Here is a 20,923-nt window from a genome sequence, read left to right as displayed (position 1 = left end):
TATGATTGTTTTCTCTTCCTTACAAATTAGACGTGGTACGCGGGTACTGCTGGATAATGCAACCGCTACCGTGAATCCGGGCCAGAAAGTGGGTCTGGTGGGCAAAAATGGTTGTGGTAAATCGACATTACTCGCGCTGCTGAAAAGCGAAATCAGCGCCGATGGTGGTAATGCGACCTTTCCGCAAAACTGGGCACTGGCCTGGGTGAATCAGGAAACACCAGCATTGGAGCGTCCCGCCATTGAGTACGTGATGGACGGTGATCGGGAATTCCGCCAGTTGGAAGCGGCGCTGAATGAAGCCAATGAAAAGAATGACGGCAACGCCATCGCTACTTTGCACGGCAAGCTGGATGCCATCCAAGCCTGGTCGATTCAGTCCCGTACCGCCAGTCTGTTAAACGGTCTGGGATTTACCCAGGATCAGTTGCAACAGCCGGTAAGTGCGTTTTCCGGGGGCTGGCGGATGCGGTTGAATCTGGCGCAGGCGCTGATTTGTCGCTCCGATCTGCTGCTGCTGGATGAACCCACCAACCACCTGGATCTGGATGCGGTTATCTGGCTGGAAAAGTGGTTAAAAAATTATCCCGGCACGTTGATGCTGATCTCACATGATCGGGACTTTCTCGATCCCGTTGTTAACAAAATCCTGCATATTGAGCAGGAAACTCTGTATGAATACACCGGCAACTACTCCTCTTTCGAGCGGCAGCGGGCGACAAGACTGGCACAACAGCAGTCGATGTATGAACATCAGCAGGAACAGGTCTCTCATCTGCAACACTATATTGATCGTTTTCGCGCTCAGGCCACCAAAGCCAAACAGGCACAAAGCCGTATCAAAATGCTGGAGCGTATGGAGTTGATTGCCCCGGCTCATGTGGATAATCCTTTCCGCTTCAGTTTCCGCCCACCGGAAGCTTTGCCCAACCCATTGCTGCGCATGGAAAAAGTCAGTGCGGGTTACGGTGACAAACTGATTCTTGAATCGATCAAACTGAATCTGGTGCCCGGTTCGCGTATTGGCCTGCTAGGCCACAACGGTGCCGGTAAATCAACACTGATTAAGTTGCTGGCAGGCGAACTGCAACCGCTTCACGGGGATATCGGACTGGCAAAAGGTGTGAAGCTGGGTTACTTCGCTCAGCATCAATTGGAATTTCTGCGGGCAGATGAATCCCCGCTACAGCATCTCACCCGTCTGGCCGGGCGTGAAACGGAACAGCAATTACGCGATTATCTTGGTGGATTTGACTTCCGTGGCGATAAAGTGACGGAAGTGACGGAACGTTTTTCCGGTGGAGAAAAAGCGCGTCTGGTGCTGGCGTTAATCGTCTGGCAACGGCCTAATCTGCTGCTGCTCGACGAACCGACCAACCACCTGGACCTGGATATGCGTCAAGCATTAACCGAAGCCTTGATCGATTTTGAAGGTGCCCTGGTGGTGGTTTCTCATGATCGCCATCTGATCCGATCCACTACTGACGATCTCTATCTGGTACATGACCGCAAAGTTGAACCATTTGATGGCGATCTGGAGGATTATCAACAGTGGTTGCTGGGTATGCAAAAGCAGGACATTTCGGCTGACGACGGTCTGAAAGAGAACGCCACCAATAATGCTCAGGCGCGTAAAGAGCAAAAACGGCGGGAGGCCGAACTGCGTACACAGACCCAGCCATTGCGCAAACAGATCACTCAGCTTGAACAGCAGATGGAAAAATTGAACAGCGCGCTCGCGGCAGTGGAGTCCCGTCTTGCCGACAGCGAGCTTTATGACAACCGCCGTAAAGCTGAACTTACCGAGTGTCTGCAAAAGCAAACGGCGGTGAAAAACGAGCTTGAAACAACCGAGATGGCCTGGCTGGACGCGCAGGAACAATTAGAGCAATTAACCCAATCTTTTAATAGTCCCCCATCTTTTGATAGTTAACGTTAATCCGCTGGGATTTCGGGATATCTGCTTGGCAGATATCCCGGTTTAATGCCAAATCATCAGCACACAGGCGGCGGTCAGTAACCCCATACCAAGATTGAATATCTTCCAGGCGAGCGGGCTGCGCAACATCTGGCCGATTACCGAGCCAAACACCAACCAGATGGCCCCCGCCACCGCATTAACCGTGACTAACGCAATACTGATGCCGACCACAGAGCCGATATACCCTTCCCCTGCCAGACTGAATCCGGCCACCGCCCCCAGTGACATCAGCCAGGCCTTGGGGTTCAGAAATTGCAGCAGTCCCCCCTGATACATCGGCATAGGATGAGGTGGTGCGGTATCCGTATCCAGTTGTTCATAGGCTGCGGTGGCAATCTTCCATGACAACCACAGCAGATAGGCGCTGCCGAGGACTTTCAACGCTAGGTGCAACGGAGGATAAATCAACAGCAAGCTCCCCAGACCCAGCGCGGCCAATAACAATACGCTCTGCATGCCGATCATGATCCCGAGCATCAGTGGTAGCGAACGTATAAAACCAAAATTGGCGGCAGACGCCGTCAGTAGCATATTATTAGGGCCTGGGGTAATGGCTGCGACCCACAGAAAACCAAGCATGGAAAGGAAAAGGCTAAAATGCGCCATGAAATCGGGATGCCTTATACCAGACGAATTGACAAGATAATCAACCTAGCAGCGTGATATGGCCCAGACAAGTCTTTTACTATGAATATTGAACCATTGACCAGTCAGACTTTTCATCCCATGTCAGGGATGCACAATCCGCATCTGCAAACGCTGCTGCCACAACTGCTCCGCCGTCACCTCCGGTTAAAACCCGTCTGGCAGACGCTGGATATGCCGGATGGCGATTTTGTCGATCTGGCCTGGAGCGAAGATCCACTATCAGCAAAACATAAACCCCGGGTGGTACTGTTTCATGGTCTGGAAGGCAGTTTCCACAGTCCTTATGCTCATGGATTACTGGCCGCCTGCCAACGGCGCGGCTGGTTGGCGATGGTGATGCACTTTCGCGGTTGCAGCGGCAAGCCCAACCGCATGAAGCGCATTTATCATTCAGGTGAAACCGAAGACGCCAGCTATTTACTGCGCTGGATGCATGAAACTCTGGGCGATACGCCAACGGCCGCCGTCGGCGTATCGCTAGGGGGAAACATGCTGGCTTACCTGCTGGGTCAACAGGGAGCGCAATGCAGTCTGGCCGCGGCAGTTATTGTCTCGGCACCGCTGATGCTGGCACCTTGCAGCCAGCGTATCGATCAGGGATTTTCACGAATTTATCAACACTACCTGGTACACCGGCTAAAACAGAATGCCAGCCGTAAAATCGCCGCTTATCCTGATACATTACCCATTCTTCTGCCACAATTGAAAAAAATACGACGGCTACGCGAGTTCGACGATCTGATCACCGCCCGTATTCATGGCTTTCTGAATGCGGCAGACTATTATCAACGGTGCAGTGCAATGCCGCTGTTACCACAGATTTGTAAACCGTTACTGATCATTCAGGCCAAAGATGATCCGTTCATGACACAGGACGTGATCCCCGACCTGGCATTATTACCGCCGAATATTGAGTATCAGCTAACAGATCATGGCGGCCATGTCGGCTTTGTTGGTGGCTCGTTACTTAACCCCGAAATGTGGCTGGAACAGCGCATTCCGGACTGGCTCACTCCGTTTTTGGACCAATAATGTGATTATTCCCTGGCAACAACTGGACCCGGAAACACTGGAAAATCTGATCGAATCTTTTGTGCTGCGTGAAGGTACTGATTATGGAGAGCATGAGCGTACACTGGAGCAAAAAGTGGCCGATGTACGTCGGCAACTGGAACATGGCGAAGCGGTACTGGTGTGGTCCGAACTGCATGAAACCATCAATGTCATGCCCCGCAGTCAGCTTACCGCGAGTGATCTTCACGAATATTGAATCAATAGCAAAAAACGTGAAAAGGGATGTACCCCCCGGATAAACATGGTAACAATGGGGTTATCTAACCGCAGTGACGGTTTTCAGTAACCGTACCGATGCATACCCCCATAACGGAGTTTCAGCATCATGTCGCACCAACACCCGATTATCGCCGTAACCGGCTCCAGTGGAGCCGGAACCACCACCACCAGTCTGGCTTTTCGCAAGATTTTCCAGCAGTTGAAAATCCGCGCCGCTCAGGTTGAAGGGGACAGCTTCCACCGTTACACCCGTCCGGAAATGGACATGGAAATCCGTAAAACGCGAGATTTGGGACGGCATATCAGCTACTTTGGCCCAGAGGCCAACGATTTCTGTCTGCTTGAGAAATCGTTCACTGAATATGGGCAGCACGGCACCGGAAAAACCCGTAAATATCTACATACTTACGATGAAGCCATTCCTTACAATCAGGTGCCGGGAACATTTACCCCCTGGGAACCGATGCCGGAACCTACCGATGTGCTGTTCTATGAGGGGCTGCATGGTGGCATAGTCACGCAACAGCATAATGTGGCCCGTCATGTCGATTTACTGGTGGGTGTAGTGCCGATTGTCAACCTGGAATGGATTCAGAAACTGGTTCGCGATGTGAATGAACGTGGTCATTCCCGCGAGGCGGTGATGGACTCTGTGGTGCGTTCAATGGAAGACTACATCACCTACATTACGCCACAATTTTCCCGCACCCATATCAACTTCCAGCGTGTACCGACGGTGGATACGTCCAACCCTTTTGCGGCAAAAGCCATTCCGTCGCTGGATGAAAGCTTTGTGGTCATTCACTTTCAGTGTATGGACGACATTGATTACCCTTATCTACTGGCCATGCTGCAAGGGTCGTTTATTTCCCACATCAATACACTGGTGGTACCCGGCGGCAAGATGGGACTGGCGATGGAACTGATCATGGGGCCATTGGTACAACGATTGCTGGAAGGCAAAACCATCAAATAATACCGGGCGGCACACATGCCGCCGCGGTTACTCACACCATCGATAACGCTTCCGGGGTGGTTTCTGTCAGCAGTAACCCGGCACGCATGCCCGTCGCCACCTGAGGATTGGGAAATAAAATCCACTCTTGCTCATGCTGAACCCGGTAGGTTTCACCGGGTTGCTCTGCCAACAACATCCCTTGGGTCAAGCAGGTAAAATTGGGCGTATCGTCAGACAAGTGCAGCCGGAATATCTCGCTGTGTTTGATAATGGTATGCACCACACAGAACAGATGCATGGCGGTCTGGCGGCGCACCGGTCGCGTATCTCCCGAGATAAATGCCTGCAACATACGGTTAATGTCGGCAAAATGCAGCAGATCATTGGCGCCGAACGGACGGGCTTTTCCCAGCTCAAGCGTACAACTGGCCGCCTGACAGTACTCGCTACTGAAGTAACTGAACGTCCCGCCCGGTGCACGGTGGAACACCAGCGCGTCTAAATCCGCCGCATCCAGCCAGGCAAGCAACGTCGCATCATAAGGGTGTGACTGAAACGGCAATAAACCAAAGCGCGGCAGAACCGAGTCCCGGATAGCCGTATGCAAATCATAATGATAGCGAACCACGCCGGAATCAGGCGCATCAGCGGCAAAGAACGCCGTGACCAGTTGCTCCAGTTGCCGGGCACGTGCGGTTTCGCCGCTGGCGGCAAACTGGCGATAACGACCGCCAAACATACGGTTGATATCGGTGTGCAGATAACGCTTCCCGGCCTGCAACGCCGGAATATTGCCGAAAATCACCAGCAGACGGACGGCCAGCGGACGTTGCCCGCTCAACAGTTCAGTAACCAATTGATTAAGCATCTCAACCGGTGCCGTTTCATTGCCATGTAATCCTGCCGACAATACCACCGCCTGTCGATAGACGGCTTTCGGCCACAGCGCCAGGATGCCTTCCGCCAGCCATTGCCAGCATAGTGTCGAGGTTTCCCCCTGTTTGATGACTGGCGACTCTCCCTGCAAAGTCAACGACAGAAAATTCACGTGCATCACTCCTAACGCTGAAAAGGATAAATAGATCCCAGCCCCAGGATCACCGTCAAAGCGTCCAGCGCTTCACGTCCTTCGCTCAGCAGCAGAGGATCCGCCAGATCATTCTGCGTCAACTGGTCACGGTAGTAACGCTCCACCCAGTCATTTAAGCGGTTAAACAGGTTATCGTTCATGATGACCTGCGGATTGACAGCTTGCAGTTCCTGTTCATTCAATACCACCCGCAAGCGAAGACAGGCCGGTCCGCCACCATTACGCATGCTCTCGCGTAAATCGAAAACCTTGATTTCATCAATCGGGCCACCACGGCTTACCCGTTCAGACAAATAACGCCATACCCCAACATGCTGGCGGGACTCTTCCGGTACCACCAGCGTCATCTTGCCATCTTGCCGGGTCAGGATCTGGCTGTTAAACAGGTAAGTTGCCACCGCATCTTCAACTGAAACACTGGCTTCCGGTACTTCAATGGCGATCAGCTCTTCGTCAAGCGTGGCCATTTTGCGGCGAATGTCGTCCAGCGCCTGGGGCTGATTCAAAAACGCCTGCTGATGGTGAAACAATACCTGTTGGTTACTGACCGCAATCACATCGTTATGAAAGACGCCTTTATCAATCACCGCCGGATTCTGTTGTATAAATACCGTGTGGTTTTCATCAAGCTGATGTAGACGGGCTATCGCCTCACTGGCTTCCCGTGTCTGCCGCGCCGGGTAACGCTGCGGCCCGGCCACATTGCCATAGACATGCTGACCATAGACAAACACCTGCACACTACGTCGCCCATATGCACCGCCCAGACGGTTATGGTTGGCGGCGCCTTCATCACCAAACAGTGCAACCTGCGGCAGGGCATCATGATGTACAAAATGGCGCTCATTACTGAAAATGGCCCGCAACACCGCTGATGTCGTTTCGGCTTCGATCGCCCGATGAAACTTATTGTTCAGATTGGCTGCCGTGAAATGAACCCGGCCATCAGCACTGTCTGACGACGGTGACACCGTCGCCGCATTGGCGGTCCACATTGATGAGGCCGAGCTTAACGCCGACAATAAACGAGGAGCCTGGCGCATCGCCTGCGCCAGTATCGTCGCATCACTGCCGCTGAATCCCAGCCGACGCAACATCGGTATATGAGGCCGCTCCTGCGGGGGCAGCACCGCTTGCCGGAAGCCGAGATCCGCCAGCGCTTTCATTTTCAACAACCCTTGTTTGGCCGCCAATCGGGGATTGGATACGCTGTTCTGATGTAACGCCGAGGCTTCATTCCCAAACGACAAACCGGCATAGTGATGAGTCAACCCCACCAGACCGTCAAAATTCACTTCATAAGACATTATGTTTCCCCACACCAGGCACGGTATTCATCACAGATCAAATGACACCCCAGGAGACAACTCGGCCGGTAACGTCAGGGTATCGACTTCCAGCGATGCCATTGGCCAGGCACAGTAATCGGCCGCATAGAATGCGCTGGCTCGATGGTTGCCGGAAGCACCGATACCGCCAAACGGCGCCGCGCTGGATGCGCCGGTCAGCGGTTTATTCCAGTTGACAATACCCGCACGGGCCTCCAATAGCAGACGATCAAACAGCTCGCGCCGGGATGATATCAATCCCACCGCCAGACCATAGCGGGTCTGATTGGCGATATGCAGCGCTTCATCAAAATCGTCATAACGGATGACACTCAGCAAGGGTCCGAAATACTCTTCATCCGGCGCCTCCTGTACATTGGTGATTTCAAGAATGCCGGGGCTGAGCAATGCACTGCCCGGTTCAAGCTGTGTCATCATCAGCAACGGTGTCGCCCCCAATGCCAGCAAATGCTGCTGTGCATCCAGCAGGTTTGTCGCCGCCGCCGCGGAAATCACACCGCCCATAAAGGGTTGGGGTTCCGCATCCCAGCGTCCCACACGTAACCCCTTCGCCACTGTCACCAAACGCCGTAACAACACATCGCCCGCATCGCCGCGCTTCACCAATAGACGACGGGCACAGGTGCAGCGCTGTCCGGCGGAAATAAACGCCGACTGAATAACCAGATTGACGGCTGCATCAATCTCTGTCACATCATCGACAATCAGCGCATTATTTCCCCCCATTTCCAGCGCCAGAATTTTCTCCGGCTGTCCGGCCAATTGACGGTGCAGGTGATAACCCGTATTGGCACTGCCGGTAAACAGCAGACCATCAATACCGGGATGTGCGCTTAGCGCTTCCCCCGTTGAACGACCGCCAGTCACCAGGTTCAAAACACCGTCCGGTAATCCAGCCTGTTGCCACAGTCTGACTGTCTCTTCCGCCGTGGCGGGCGTTAACTCACTCGGTTTGAACACCACACAGTTACCCGCCAACAGTGCCGGAACGATATGGCCGTTCGGCAAATGTCCTGGGAAATTGTAAGGTCCGAAAACCGCCAGCACACCGTGCGGCCGATGACGTAAAGAAGAGGTCCCTACCGGCATCGGCGTATAGTGTTCACCGGTTCGTTGCTGATAAGCCTGAATAGAGATCTCGATTTTGCCGACCATCGCCTGCACTTCAGTCAGAGTTTCCCAGCGCGGTTTGCTGGTTTCACGGCTGATGATGGAAGCCAATACCGGTTTATGCTGTTCCAGCAATTGGGCAAAACCACGGATCACGGCGATACGTTCATTCAGTGTTGTACGGGCCCAGGCGGGAAACGCGGCGCGGGCTGCGTCACAGGCCTCTTCGACATCATCATGATCAGCGGCGGCCGCTTTCCACAACAATTGATTATCGACAGGATCCGTTTTGGTAAATTCCGGGCCGCGGCCATGCCGCCAGCTACCCTTGATAAACAGCGCGGGATGAGACACTAGAACTTCTCCTGAGGTATGAGAGGAAGTAGCCGTATCCGATCACCTGATACGACACCCAAAGCACGGGCAGCATCTAAAGAAAGCGGTAGCTGGTCACTCATAGGATCTGCATGAACCAGGAGAGCACGGTAGTGGTGATAATTATCATTAGCCACCAGACACTGCGGTAGATGAGGCACCGCACAAGGATGATCCATTATCACAATCGGCAGTAATCTGCTGTGTCGTACTGCACGCAAATCGTCAATCTCGGCATCCAACGTAGGGCCACCGTCAAAAATATCCACATATCCGTTATAGCGCAGCCCTTCTGACTCCAGTACCGTGCGCGCTGGCATGGTGTGTGGGTGAACGCTGCCAATGGCTTCACGAGCACCGGGTGCCAGCAAATCGACATACAGTGGATGCTTAGGCATCAGTTCGGCAATAAAGGCTTTTTGTCCGGTTCCGCTCAGGTAATCGGCTTTGGCAAAATCAATAGAGAAAAAATGATTACCAACACTGTCCCAAAAGGGTGAGTTGCCGTTTTCATCCGAGTAGCCTCGCATTTCGGCGAAGAGTTTACGTGAGAAATGCTCGCGAAACGCGGCAATAAACAAAAAGCGCACTTTAGACAGTAACTTACCATTCGATCCATGACGATAATCAGGATCGAGAAACAGGGTACACAGCTCACTGCTCCCGGTATAGTCATGCACCAGCGTGAGAGTCTGCATTGACTTATACACCCCGAGCGCTTTGGATGCGTGCACCAGCGTTCCCAGTCGGAAACTATACCAGGGTTCAGATAAACCAACGGCCACCTCCAGCGCACTGACGCCAACGACCCGTCCCGTAACGGTATCTTCCAGCACAAACCAGTATCCCTGCTCGCCTGGGGGAACCTCCCCCTGACGAGTACAGATTGTCCGCGCTATTCGTGTTGCCAGCGTCTGTTCATTTTTCGGCAACGATGTCAGACCGACGCCGGATTTACCCGCCAATACCAGTAAATCAGGGAGATCGCTCTGCTCAACCGGACGGATTATCATCATAATTACCCACCTCTCAGGCTCAGTTTCAGCCGTAAATCTTCGCGATAGCCCGTGTAAAGCGCGCTAATCCTTCACGCACATCCGCTTCTGGAATAATCAGTGACGGGGTGAAGCGTACCACGTCCGGACCGGCAATCAGGGCAATCACCCCCTCCTCATTGGCCAGTTGAGTGATCGCTTTGGCTTTTCCAGCGAATGCCGGTAACAACTCACAACCGATCAGCAATCCACGGCCCCGTATGTCGGCGAACACCGGATATTGTGTATTAATACTCGCCAGCTCATCCATAAACCATTGATGACGCTGCTTCACCCCCGCCAATAGCACCGGCGATCGTATCAGTTCGAATACCGTCCCCGCGACGGCGGTAGCCAGCGGATTACCACCATAGGTAGTACCATGCGTACCGACGGAAAATGCGGCGGCCAGCCGGTTGGTCGTGATCATGGCGCCAATCGGGAAACCACAACCCAACGCTTTCGCCGTGGTCAACACATCGGGAATGACGCCGTATTGCATATAGGCATACAGATCCCCGGTTCTGCCGACGCCGGTCTGCACTTCATCAAAAATCAACAGCGCCTGATGACGATCGCACAATTCACGCAACCCTCGCAGGAACACCGTATCGGCGGGCACCACGCCCCCCTCTCCTTGAATCGGCTCGACAATCACGGCACAGGTCTTATCGTTGATAACACTTGCCGCCGCAGCCAGATCATTGAAATCAGTATGGACAATACCGGCGGGCAATGGCGCAAAATCCTGCGAGTATTTCGGCTGTCCGCCAGCAGAGACGGTGAACAACGTGCGACCGTGGAAAGCATTGTTAAACGCCACGATCTGATTCTTTTCATGCCCGACGGTATCCAGAGCATATTTACGCGCCAGTTTCAGCGCCGCTTCATTGGCTTCCGCACCTGAATTACAGAAAAAGACCTTTTCGGCAAATGTGGCGTCAATTAACTGCTTCGCCAGACGCAATACCGGTTCATTGGTATAACCGTTGCCAACATGCCACAACATGCCAGCCTGTTCAGTCAGGGCAGCAACCACTGCCGGATGGGCGTGGCCCAACGCATTCACCGCAATACCACCAGCAAAATCGATATACTCTTTGCCCTGTTGATCCCACAGGTGTGAGCCTTCTCCGCGTACCGGAATGAAATCGGCAGGCGCATACAACGGGATCATTCTTTCATCAAAATCGTGACGGCTAACGGGAAGAGCGTGTTCCATAGTAACCTCATTATACGAACGACAGGTGGCCAGTAGCGGCGCTACCGCAGTTAAGTGAAAGCCGATTTATGTGCCAATCGGGTAAACCATTCCAGATGACTCAGCACGACAGTAATGATGTCAACATACGGCAATCGGTTTCCTGTTCCAGCGCCAGACAGAAGCTAATCACTGACTGCGCTTGCTGTTCCGATACCACCCGTGTAGCCAGCGTGGTGAATTTCGCCAGCAAATCCGCATCACTCAGCGGGTTGGTCGGCGCGCCAAGCGGAATCCCGACCCGGTGTTGCTGGCGTGCGCCGCGGTATGTCGTCAGGGTTAACAATGGCTCGCTGTCATCATCCTGCTGATCGTCAATATGTAGGGTGATGCGCGACAACAAGCGTTGAATATCCGGATCGTGCCGTTTATCCACGCTGTAAGCCGACAACCCGGCATGGCCATGAATCAATCTCGCCGCCAACGCATAAGGCAGGCTCATCTGCGCTGCCGCCAAACTGTCCAGATCACAACCGCCACACATGCCATGCAGGAACCGGCTGAGGCTGACATTAATACTGGCCACATCGTTCATGCTGATGTCCATGCTGGTCATTAGTATCCCAACGGCGTCAATCGCGGAATGGACTCCACGACAAGAAGCGTAAGGCTTGATAGAGCAACGCGCCAATTTCCAGACATCACCCAACCCGTCTGTCAGCGCTTCCGGCTGCGCATCCTGTCCCGCCAACGTAGCGAGAAAACCGCCCCAGACATCATCAAACAGTTTCTGTGGCCCACTCACCTGGCCGGCGGCTAACTGAGCCGCCAGCACGCCGCCTTCCGCCGCGCGCCCGGCGTGTAACTTCTTGCTTTGAGAACCATCGTGAATAAATGCCCACAACCCACCGCTGAAACTTCCGGCAATCCCCAGTGCCGCACTGGTTTGCGCTGGCGTCAGTTGTAACAGATAAGCGGCGGCGGCGGCGGCACCAAATACCCCACAGGTCGCGGTAGAATGCCACCCTTTGCCATTGTGGGCGGAGTACCCGCCGCAGGCTTCCAGCACTCGACGCCCGACGTCATAACCCAGCATCACCGCCGTGATGAGTTGCTGGCCGGATACCGGTTGGGGGCACAACGGCAATACCGCCAGTGCCGCCGGCACCACCACCGCACCGGAGTGGTCACAGCCGCCAGTATCATCCAATTCATACATATGCGCCGCGATACCATTAAGCAGCGCCGCGTTACGCGCACTGGTTCTGCATATACTGCCCCATACTTGCGCACGAGGCGCGGCACCGTCGGCTTCGACAATATGAAAAGTCGTTTGCCAGACATCGCTGTCCACCCCGGCCAGTGCGGCACCCAGGGTATCAAGGATATGGCGTTTACAGCGCTCTACCAATGCGGGGGGAATATCACTAAAGCAAGTATCATGAATAAACCGCGCTAACTGCATTTGAGCAGAATTCATCATGCTTCCCCATGCGTATGGCGGTGATAAACCATCACCGGATGCTCGGGAACATTCGCCGGCTGTTGCCGCCATTCATTGGCAACCTCACCGGCAGTCGCCAGCCAAACGCCATCATGCCCGGTGATGAAATCAAGTAACTCGGCCAGCACACCAATGCGGCCGGCAGTGCCCATGATTTCCGGATGCAAACGCAGCACATAACACAACCCAAAACGGTAGAACCCGCTGAAATCCATCTTCATGTTTTCCAGCGTATGGGAGTAAGACGCAATCCGGGATTGACCCGGTGGAACGGCAGGACTGAGATTAAAGGCAAAGTAGGGTTCATCTTCCAGTTCGTAGTGCAGCGGAAGCTCCACCACGGGAGCATCGGCGTGGAAATAAGGCAAGTCATCACCGCGCAGGGAAGAGGACCAGCGTATGCCTTCCCGCTGCATCGCCTGAGTAAAACCACCGGTCCATTGTCCGGCAGGCAGTCGAAAGCCGACCGGACGTACACCGCTCAGCGCTTCCAGCGCGTCGCATCCCTGACGCAGGCTATCAACCTGCTCCGCCAACGTCAGATTGTCGAAATTCTGATGGCGGAGTCCCGAACAGGCGATTTCATGACCAGACTGCACGATACGGCTAAAGGTTTCGGGATTCTCCTGCGCCACAATGGCGGGCAGACACCAGGTTGCCGGCACCTGTTTGGCCGCCAGCAACGCCAGTAAACGATCGACACCTCGGGTGGTGCCATAACGCCATACCGACAGGGTTTTTTCCCGCCCGGCGACCGCCGGTGTCTGAGTGAGAATGCCATGAACATCGTGATAGTCGATGGTGATCACCACCGCGCACTTCCGGCCTTCCGGCCAGCAGGATTGATTAACCATGACATGGCTCCTGTAAAAACCAGTGCGCGACATCGCGGCAACGCGCAAACCAGACATCATCACGCTGACGCATGTGAGCCATAAACTGCTCCAGCAACAAGATACGTCCTGGCTTCCCGCTGATTTTAGGGTGGAACAGCGTCGTCAGGCACAGCCCTTCATTCATGGCGCCATCATATTCACGTTGCCAGTTATCCCGTGTCAGGGCATAACTGGCGGTCCGGTCAAGTCCAGCGGGGAAATCCGGCGCACGGGTATAAGCCAGCGAGGAGTAGTCATCCATCTCCCAGCGACCAGGGATTTCCACCAGTGGCCGCGTTTTGCCCGGCACCGGAATCAGATAGGGGCGATCATCGCCGCGCATACTGCTGGAATAAATGACATCCGCATCCAGCAAAACCGCCGTGGTTTGCGCATGCCAGTCCCCAGACGGGGTGCGAAAACCCTCGGCACGAATGCCGAGGTAACGCCAGAAAATATCACGGGAAACCTGCATCACTTGCCGCTGTTCTTCGGCTGACAAGGCATAAAACGACTCATGTCGATAACCGTGATAGGCGACTTCATGACCTCGCTCGACAATGGCGACGCACTGTGAAGGCCAGTTTTCCACCACCCAGGCAGGCACAAAAAATGTGGCCGGGATGGTGAATTGCTCCAACAGATCGAGAATGCGTCCCAACGCCCGAAACGGACCATAGCCGCCGAAGGTAAAGTATTCCGGTTTTTGCCAGATAGAGCCGTCAAGCATGGCATCGCCGGTTGGACCATCAAGATCAAACGCCAGCGCCATACAGCCTTTTTTACCTTCCGGCCAGCTTGGGCAGTTATCCCGTGTATTTATCATGACTGACTCCGACAATACCCGTGCATTAGCGACCCTGATTCACCGTCGCGTTCTTGACAGCACCATCTTGCAGGCCCCATTTTTTCAGGATCGTCAGATAGCTGCCATCGGCGATCATCTCGTCAAGCGCGCCCTGAACGGCACTGACCAACTGGGTATTGGCTTTATCGATACCAATACCGGTGTATTGGAAGGAAAACGCCTTATCCAGTGGCTTATAGGTGTTTTTTTCCAGATTCATGATATAGGGAATGGTTTCACTGCCCTGCACCACGCCATCCAGACGATGCTGCCGCAGTTGGGAACGGGCATCGGCGGTACCTTCCGCGCCAACCACCACAATCGCGGGTTTACCCGCGGCTTCACAATGTGCCTTACTCCAGGCGGCGATCTCAGCCGGGAAGGTGGTGCGCCGGCTGGAACCGACCTTTTTTCCACACAAATCAAGTGCGGTATTGATATCACTGCGAGAAGCCTGGGTATAAAACTGTGGCCCGGTGGTGAAATAATCGACAAAACTCACGACATCCTGGCGCTTTTTGGTATCGGTCATTCCAGACATGATCATATCGATACGCTTGGTCGCCACCGCATTGATCATTTGCTCAAAGCCAATTTCCTGCCAATTGATCTTAATCCCGAGCTTTTTACCAATCGCATTGCCCAGATCGTAATCCGCCCCAGTTAACTGGTTATCAGCGGGATTCTTGAACTCCATCGGCGGATAATTCGGCATAATTGCCACCGTCAATTCCCCTTTGGCTTTGATATCAGCGGGCAGCGATGGCGCAGCCCAGGTGACAGAGCTGAATAAAACCGACACGGCAACAGCAGAGAGCACGAGCTTTTTCATGAGTATTACCCTTGGTGAAAGTTAAAGGAGAATGGCAGAAATAAAATTCTGCATACGTGGATTCTGCGGATTGAGCAGCACATCTTCCGGGGCACCACGTTCAATAATGCAGCCCTCGTCCATAAACACGATCTGGTTCGCCACTTCACGGGCAAATCCCATCTCATGCGTGACCACAACCATGGTTGTGCCTTCCTTGGCCAGCAAGCGCATGACAGCCAACACCTCACCGACCATTTCGGGGTCCAGTGCCGATGTTGGCTCGTCAAACAGCATCAACTTCGGTTTCATCGCCAACGCCCGGGCAATGGCAACACGCTGCTGCTGCCCACCGGAGAGCGTTTGCGGGTAATCATTCGCTTTATGTGCCAGTCCGACACGATCGAGCAACGCCATTGCCTCTTCGGTAGCTTCCCGTCGCGGGCGCAGCAGTACCTGACAAGGCCCTTCGATAATGTTTTCCAGCGCCGTCTTATGGGGAAACAGATTAAAACGCTGGAACACCATGCCGGTATGCAATCGCTGACGGGCAATTTGCCGGTCGTTAAGAGGGTAAAGTTTTTTACCGGCAACCCGATATCCCACCAGTTCCTCATCGACCCAGATAGCGCCGGTATCAATTTTTTCCAACTGATTGATACAACGCAGGAATGTGCTTTTCCCTGAACCGGAAGGCCCCAGAATGCACATCACTTCGCCGTAGTTCACTTCAAGATTGATATCTTTCAGCGCGTGAAAGTGGTCAAAATACTTATTAACGTTGACGGCTCTTACAATGTTTCTCATCCCGCTATCCTCTTTCATCGCGTAATTCAGTTACGACGGCTACTGCCGCGGGAGTAGTACCGCTCCAGCAAGCTCTGACCAAACGACAGGATGGTGACAATAATCAGATACCAAATACCGGCCACAAACAGCAGTTCCATCACCCGGGCATTGGCGTAATAGATGTTTTGGGTGTTATAGAGCAGTTCTGAATACTGAATCATGCTGGCCAGACTGGTGGTCTTGATCATGCTGATGAATTCGTTACCCACCGGCGGGATAATCACTCGCATCGCCTGCGGTAAAATCACCCGACGCAACGCTTGCAGGTGTGGCATACCGATAGATTTGGCTGCTTCGTATTGCCCAATGTCCACGGAGAGCAATCCGGCACGCACCACTTCCGAGGTATAAGCGCCCTGATTGATGCTCAACCCCAGCAACGCGGCCATGAACGGCGTCATCACACTCACCGTCTCAACACTGAATAGACCCGGAATAGCGATGGTTGGAAAAACCAGCGCCAGGTTAAACCATAGCAACAGTTGCAGGATCAGCGGCGTACCGCGAAAAATCCAGGTATAGCCGACAGAGACATAGTGCAGCACCGGATTGCGCGACATATGCATAATCGCCGCCATCACCCCGAACACGATACCCAGCGCCATCGCCAGTATCGACATGATCAGCGTGTTGACCACCCCATCAAGGATGGCTTTGGCGGTAAAGAACTTCCCAACATAGGACCACTCAATATTTCCCTGTGAAAATGAGTGACCCAACGCTATCAGCAGTAAGACGATAATGACCGTGGCGATGATCCGGCCGTAATAGCGGCGCGGAACATACTCATAATGGCTGAGGTCGACATATTTCTCGCGGTGCGAATACTCAGAGTGCTCTTGCGAGCGTTGCGAGGTGCTCATACCTGGCTCCAGTCATGGGTAAAAGAGATAAACATCAAATAACCAGGCCACGATAGGCACTGACCCACGCCGACTGTGATTGCATTACAGACTTCAGCCGCTCGATCTGCTCATTGACCCGCAGAGGTGCGGTGCCGCCATAACCATCACGAGCAGCGATTGCGGCATCAAGGGTCAGACAGGTACGGACATCAGCGGTCAAACGGGTATCCACGTCAGCCAGCTGTTCATCACTGACCTCCCATAACTGGCAAGCGTGTATTTCACACAGACGGACCAGTTTCCCTGTAATTTCATGAGCTTCCTTGAAAGGAACGCCGCGTTTTGCCAGCCAGTCGGCCACTTCGGTTGCGAGCGTAAAGCCGTCTGGAGCCTGATGCAGAAGTTGATCGACATTCACGCTCATGGTTTCAATCATGCCGGACATGGCGGGCAGGACCAGACGCAGCGTATCCACCGAGTCAAGGACACTGCGTTTGTCTTCACCCAAATCCCGGTTATAGGAAAGCGGCATGGCTTTCATTGTCGCCAGCATGGCCATCAGGTTGCCAATCAAGCGACCGCTGCGACCTCGCGACAATTCGGCAATATCGGGATTTTTCTTCTGCGGCATAATTGAGCTACCAGTGGCATAGCTGTCATTAATCTCCACCCAGCGGAACTGCCGCGAGGCCCATAAACACACTTCCTCACTTAAACGGGAAAGATTGACGCCCAGCATGCCGGTAACAAACAGAAACTCGGCCACATGGTCACGACTGGCCACCGCATCAATGGAGTTTTCACAGGGTGCCAGATACCCCAATTCCCGGGCCGACAGTTCAGGGTGCATGGCAATAGCCGAGCCTGCCATGGCTGCCGCACCCAGCGGAGATAATGCACAACGCGTGTCCCAATCCTGCATGCGCTGAATATCACGGGAGAAAGCCTGAGCATGCGCCATCAACTGATGAGCAAAAACGATGGGCTGCGCCTGCTGCAAATGGGTAAACCCAGGCGCCAGAGTCTGTATATGTGCCTCAGACTGTTTGATTAATGCCGACTGCAATTGCAGCAGGTCGGCAACGATTTTACGGCCATGATCACGGAGATACAGGCGTAAATCATTCGCGGTCTGATCATTCCGGGACCGCCCGGCACGCAGTTTTCCACCCAATTCGCCCAGACGAACCACCAGTTCCCGTTCGATAAACGTATGAACATCTTCATCATTCTGACTAGGCTGGAGCATCCCCTGGCGGAACTCGTCGTCCAACGTATCCAGGGTGGCGATCATTCTGATCGTTTCATCCTCCGTAAGTAATCCGGCACGCTGCAACTCATGAGCATGGGCACGACACCCGGCAATATCGTAAGGCGTGAGTGAAAAATAGTTATCGGGACAACGGGATAACGCGGTCAGTGCTGCCGCAGGCGCACTTTTAAAACGGGCTCCCCAAAGAAGCTCAGAACTGTTGGACATAACAACCCTCATGCTGGCATATTGAATGCGTTATTCTTTTCCGAGAATGAAATGAAGAAAGAAATTTTATATTTGGGGAATCGCTCTATAATAATAAAAGCTTATTGCCCGATAGTGATGAATCTCAACAAATAATATTAAATCCGTCGAACATCATATTTGTTGAAAAAACATCGGGAGGTAAATACCAATTATGGAAAGTAAACTTTCCGATTTCAGAAACCTACTGACAGAAAAAAATGAAAGCTCACAAATAAGCATCAATAATGTGGACTTAAAGCTATTACGCGTATTCAAAAGCGTTGTTGAAGCCGGAGGTTTTACTTCTGCAAGTCATGAATTAAACATTGGATTAGCAGCAATAAGCAAACAGGTTTCTGATCTGGAAATTCGCCTTGGGATGACACTATGCAGCCGTGGCCGTGATGGTTTCTTTCTTACCGAATATGGCAGCATCGTCTATCAGGCCACGTTGGAGCTATTTTCTTCCATCAATCAATTCCGCGATCGTCTGCAAAGTAGCCGTAATGAAATCCTCGGTGAAATCAATATCAGTGTGATTGATAACACCATCACCGACCGCCAGTCGCCCATCACCAAAGCGGTGCGCCAACTCGCTCACGTCGCACCAAAACTGAACATCAGGCTTCAAACGGAACAGCTCGACAATCTTGAGAGAGGATTAAACGAAGGCCGATTAACCTGCGCTATTGCGCCGGTTTATGAAGAAAAAAGCGAGTTTGAATATTATTTTCTCTATCAGGAAGAGTCACAAATATATTGTAGTAACGAGCATGAATTCTTCCATTTAAATGACTCGGATATCACTATTGATATGTTGAAAAATGCTAAAGTCATTAATCATAGTTACGCCAGCATGCATCATAAAAATAAGGTATTTAATTTCAAGAATAGCAATATTCAGGCGGTGCAAATTGAATCTGTCGCCATGCTCATTCTGACTGGACATTTTATTGGCTATCTCCCTTGCCATTATGCAGAAAGATACGTTGAACAAAATCTACTACGGCCTATTACTTCAGAATCATTAACCATTTTCACCCGCTTCTGTTTTATTATCAAAAAAGGGAAAAGAATAAATACGATCATAAAATTATTTATGGACGCGTTGGGCATCCAGAGTGAATCATAATCACATGCACCATTTTGGTGCCTGCCACTCATTTTCGATACTACGTGTTCACTACATCAGCACTTACTACGGCACCACCTCGAACAGCAGCGCGTGCCACTGACAACCGTGAGATATACCCACCTCACGGTCATTAAAGCTTTACGCCACGTCACGCACTTCATGACTGTGGGTAATATCCACCGCCTGACCCAGCATCAATGCGACAGAGCAATATTTTTCAGCCGAAAGGGAAACCGCTCGCTCTACGACCTTATCGGCCAGTCCCTTACCAGTAACGATAAAATGCAGGTTGATGGCAGTGAACAAACGAGGGGCATCGGTTTTACGATCCGACGTCAGCCGGACTTCACAGTCCACCACATCATTACGGCCTTTTTGCAGAATGGAAACCACATCAATAGCACTACACCCACCGACAGACATCAGCACCATTTCCATCGGGCTTGGCGCTTTATCACCGGCATTGCCATCCATTAACACCTGATGTCCGGAGGCAGATTCACCGATAAACGTTAAGCCTTCAACCCACTTCACTCGCGCCTGCATAAATTCACCCTCAATCAACTATTTTTGAAATATTACATCGCTTATGTACAAAAAAGCCTGATAATCAGAGCTTAGTCATGCTGAAGCGAGACAACACAAGACACTGCGTGCAACCTGTGTTACAAACGAATCCTGAATCTGCTTATTTCGAGCCAAAGCAAAAAAACAAGCAGATCATGACGTCACTCGATAGAGACCTAATATATTCCCTGACGTCATTCCGCCTACACGGAATTTGAATTATAACTATGTTATCACGCCGTACAGGGAACTCTGAACCCTGTGATTTGCGCAGTGAATTACAACAGAGGATGACAGCGAATGGTTCTCGGCAAACCGCAAACAGACCCGACTCTTGAATGGTTCCTTTCTCATTGCCATATTCACAAGTATCCATCAAAGAGCACGCTTATTCACCAAGGTGAAAAAGCAGAAACGCTTTACTACATCGTGAAAGGTGCTGTCGCAGTGCTGATCAAAGATGAAGAAGGCAAAGAAATGATTCTCTCCTATCTTAATCAGGGGGATTTTATTGGTGAACTCGGATTGTTTGAAGAAGGCCAGGAGCGAAGTGCCTGGGTGAGAGCCAAAACTGCCTGCGAAGTTGCTGAAATTTCATATAAAAAATTCCGTCAGCTGATTCAGGTTAACCCTGACATTCTGATGCGATTATCTGCTCAGATGGCGAACCGTCTACAGGTAACGTCAGAAAAAGTGGGCAATCTTGCCTTCCTGGACGTAACAGGTCGTATTGCTCAGACGTTGCTTAATCTGGCCAAACAACCTGATGCCATGACTCATCCAGATGGCATGCAGATTAAGATCACCCGCCAGGAAATCGGCCAAATCGTGGGGTGCTCCCGCGAAACAGTAGGCCGTATACTGAAAATGTTGGAAGATCAAAATCTTATATCTGCCCATGGGAAAACCATCGTGGTTTATGGCACCCGCTAACCCATATCAGATAACAA

The 20,923-nt window shown here is 52.4% G+C and carries 20 protein-coding genes; 6 read left to right on the top strand and 14 right to left on the bottom strand.

From position 1 onward, the window contains the following. Position 1 precedes the first annotated feature (1 nt). Positions 2-1,933 carry an ABC transporter ATP-binding protein gene (locus tag CWC46_RS04565; protein WP_021013378.1) on the top strand — a complete coding sequence of 644 codons (1,932 nt, stop codon included), beginning with the start codon at positions 2-4 and terminating at the stop codon, positions 1,931-1,933. A gap of 48 nt (positions 1,934-1,981) precedes the next feature. Here CWC46_RS04565 and CWC46_RS04560 read toward each other — a convergent pair whose 3' ends face one another. Next, positions 1,982-2,587, bottom strand: coding sequence for a LysE family translocator (locus CWC46_RS04560; protein ID WP_021013379.1), 606 nt, complete (start codon positions 2,585-2,587; stop codon positions 1,982-1,984). A gap of 81 nt (positions 2,588-2,668) precedes the next feature. Here CWC46_RS04560 and CWC46_RS04555 point away from each other — a divergent pair, with 81 nt between their 5' ends. The 3 genes from CWC46_RS04555 (at position 2,669) to CWC46_RS04545 (ending at position 4,898) form a co-directional block, all read left to right on the top strand. Further along, on the top strand, positions 2,669-3,661 hold the full coding sequence (locus CWC46_RS04555) for a hydrolase (protein WP_021013380.1): 993 nt from the start codon (positions 2,669-2,671) through the stop codon (positions 3,659-3,661). A 1-nt stretch (position 3,662) separates the two neighbouring features. Beyond that, complete coding sequence (locus tag CWC46_RS04550; RefSeq protein ID WP_021013381.1) at positions 3,663-3,899, top strand: YheU family protein; 237 nt, start codon at positions 3,663-3,665, stop codon at positions 3,897-3,899. 129 nt (positions 3,900-4,028) lie between these two features. Next, a complete protein-coding gene (locus tag CWC46_RS04545; RefSeq protein WP_021013382.1) occupies positions 4,029-4,898 on the top strand; it encodes a phosphoribulokinase in 870 nt (289 codons plus the stop codon). 31 nt (positions 4,899-4,929) lie between these two features. On the opposite strand, the gene astE is transcribed toward CWC46_RS04545, so the two are convergent. From astE to argH, 12 genes are all read right to left on the bottom strand, one after another. Continuing rightward, positions 4,930-5,934 carry a succinylglutamate desuccinylase gene (astE, locus tag CWC46_RS04540; RefSeq protein WP_037380296.1) on the bottom strand — a complete coding sequence of 335 codons (1,005 nt, stop codon included), beginning with the start codon at positions 5,932-5,934 and terminating at the stop codon, positions 4,930-4,932. Positions 5,935-5,939: 5 nt separating this feature from the next. Then, complete coding sequence (gene astB / locus CWC46_RS04535; RefSeq protein WP_101377534.1) at positions 5,940-7,280, bottom strand: N-succinylarginine dihydrolase; 1,341 nt, start codon at positions 7,278-7,280, stop codon at positions 5,940-5,942. Between the two features lie 27 nt (positions 7,281-7,307). Continuing rightward, on the bottom strand, positions 7,308-8,783 hold the full coding sequence (astD, locus tag CWC46_RS04530) for a succinylglutamate-semialdehyde dehydrogenase (RefSeq protein ID WP_021013385.1): 1,476 nt from the start codon (positions 8,781-8,783) through the stop codon (positions 7,308-7,310). Next, positions 8,783-9,820 (bottom strand): arginine N-succinyltransferase, encoded by a 1,038-nt coding sequence (gene astA, locus CWC46_RS04525; RefSeq protein ID WP_021013386.1) that lies wholly within the window; start codon positions 9,818-9,820, stop codon positions 8,783-8,785. The genes astD and astA overlap by 1 nt, the downstream gene beginning before the upstream one ends. A gap of 25 nt (positions 9,821-9,845) precedes the next feature. Further along, a complete protein-coding gene (locus CWC46_RS04520) occupies positions 9,846-11,060 on the bottom strand; it encodes an aspartate aminotransferase family protein (RefSeq protein WP_021013387.1) in 1,215 nt (404 codons plus the stop codon). Positions 11,061-11,160: 100 nt separating this feature from the next. Next, the gene (locus CWC46_RS04515; RefSeq protein WP_021013388.1) at positions 11,161-12,519 is read right to left on the bottom strand and encodes an MmgE/PrpD family protein; all 1,359 of its coding nucleotides are present in this window, start codon (positions 12,517-12,519) and stop codon (positions 11,161-11,163) included. Beyond that, positions 12,519-13,397 carry a polysaccharide deacetylase family protein gene (locus CWC46_RS04510; protein ID WP_021013389.1) on the bottom strand — a complete coding sequence of 293 codons (879 nt, stop codon included), beginning with the start codon at positions 13,395-13,397 and terminating at the stop codon, positions 12,519-12,521. The genes CWC46_RS04515 and CWC46_RS04510 overlap by 1 nt, the downstream gene beginning before the upstream one ends. Continuing rightward, positions 13,390-14,244, bottom strand: coding sequence for a polysaccharide deacetylase family protein (locus tag CWC46_RS04505; protein WP_021013390.1), 855 nt, complete (start codon positions 14,242-14,244; stop codon positions 13,390-13,392). Before CWC46_RS04505 ends, CWC46_RS04510 begins: the two co-directional genes overlap by 8 nt. Positions 14,245-14,269: 25 nt before the next feature. Beyond that, a complete protein-coding gene (locus CWC46_RS04500; protein ID WP_021013391.1) occupies positions 14,270-15,097 on the bottom strand; it encodes an ABC transporter substrate-binding protein in 828 nt (275 codons plus the stop codon). Positions 15,098-15,118: 21 nt separating this feature from the next. Further along, positions 15,119-15,883, bottom strand: a complete 765-nt coding sequence (locus tag CWC46_RS04495) for an amino acid ABC transporter ATP-binding protein (RefSeq protein ID WP_021013392.1) — start codon at positions 15,881-15,883, stop codon at positions 15,119-15,121. Positions 15,884-15,909: 26 nt separating this feature from the next. Beyond that, on the bottom strand, positions 15,910-16,788 hold the full coding sequence (locus CWC46_RS04490; RefSeq protein WP_021013393.1) for an amino acid ABC transporter permease: 879 nt from the start codon (positions 16,786-16,788) through the stop codon (positions 15,910-15,912). 34 nt (positions 16,789-16,822) lie between these two features. Further along, positions 16,823-18,250, bottom strand: a complete 1,428-nt coding sequence (gene argH / locus CWC46_RS04485) for an argininosuccinate lyase (RefSeq protein WP_021013394.1) — start codon at positions 18,248-18,250, stop codon at positions 16,823-16,825. A gap of 193 nt (positions 18,251-18,443) precedes the next feature. On the opposite strand from argH, the gene CWC46_RS04480 reads away from it, so the two are divergent. After that, positions 18,444-19,403 carry a LysR family transcriptional regulator gene (locus CWC46_RS04480; RefSeq protein ID WP_021013395.1) on the top strand — a complete coding sequence of 320 codons (960 nt, stop codon included), beginning with the start codon at positions 18,444-18,446 and terminating at the stop codon, positions 19,401-19,403. Between the two features lie 141 nt (positions 19,404-19,544). Here the strand turns inward: CWC46_RS04480 and CWC46_RS04475 are convergent, their stop codons facing one another. Beyond that, positions 19,545-19,952, bottom strand: coding sequence for an OsmC family protein (locus CWC46_RS04475; RefSeq protein WP_021013396.1), 408 nt, complete (start codon positions 19,950-19,952; stop codon positions 19,545-19,547). Positions 19,953-20,273: 321 nt separating this feature from the next. On the opposite strand from CWC46_RS04475, the gene crp reads away from it, so the two are divergent. Continuing rightward, on the top strand, positions 20,274-20,906 hold the full coding sequence (gene crp / locus CWC46_RS04470; protein ID WP_021013397.1) for a cAMP-activated global transcriptional regulator CRP: 633 nt from the start codon (positions 20,274-20,276) through the stop codon (positions 20,904-20,906). The last annotated feature ends 17 nt before the right edge of the window (positions 20,907-20,923 follow it).

Source organism: Prodigiosinella confusarubida (genome assembly GCF_002847015.1).
GTDB classification, from domain to species: domain Bacteria; phylum Pseudomonadota; class Gammaproteobacteria; order Enterobacterales; family Enterobacteriaceae; genus Prodigiosinella; species Prodigiosinella aquatilis.
Note: the sequence above shows the minus strand (reverse complement) of the source record. Positions and strands in the feature narration are given on the sequence as shown.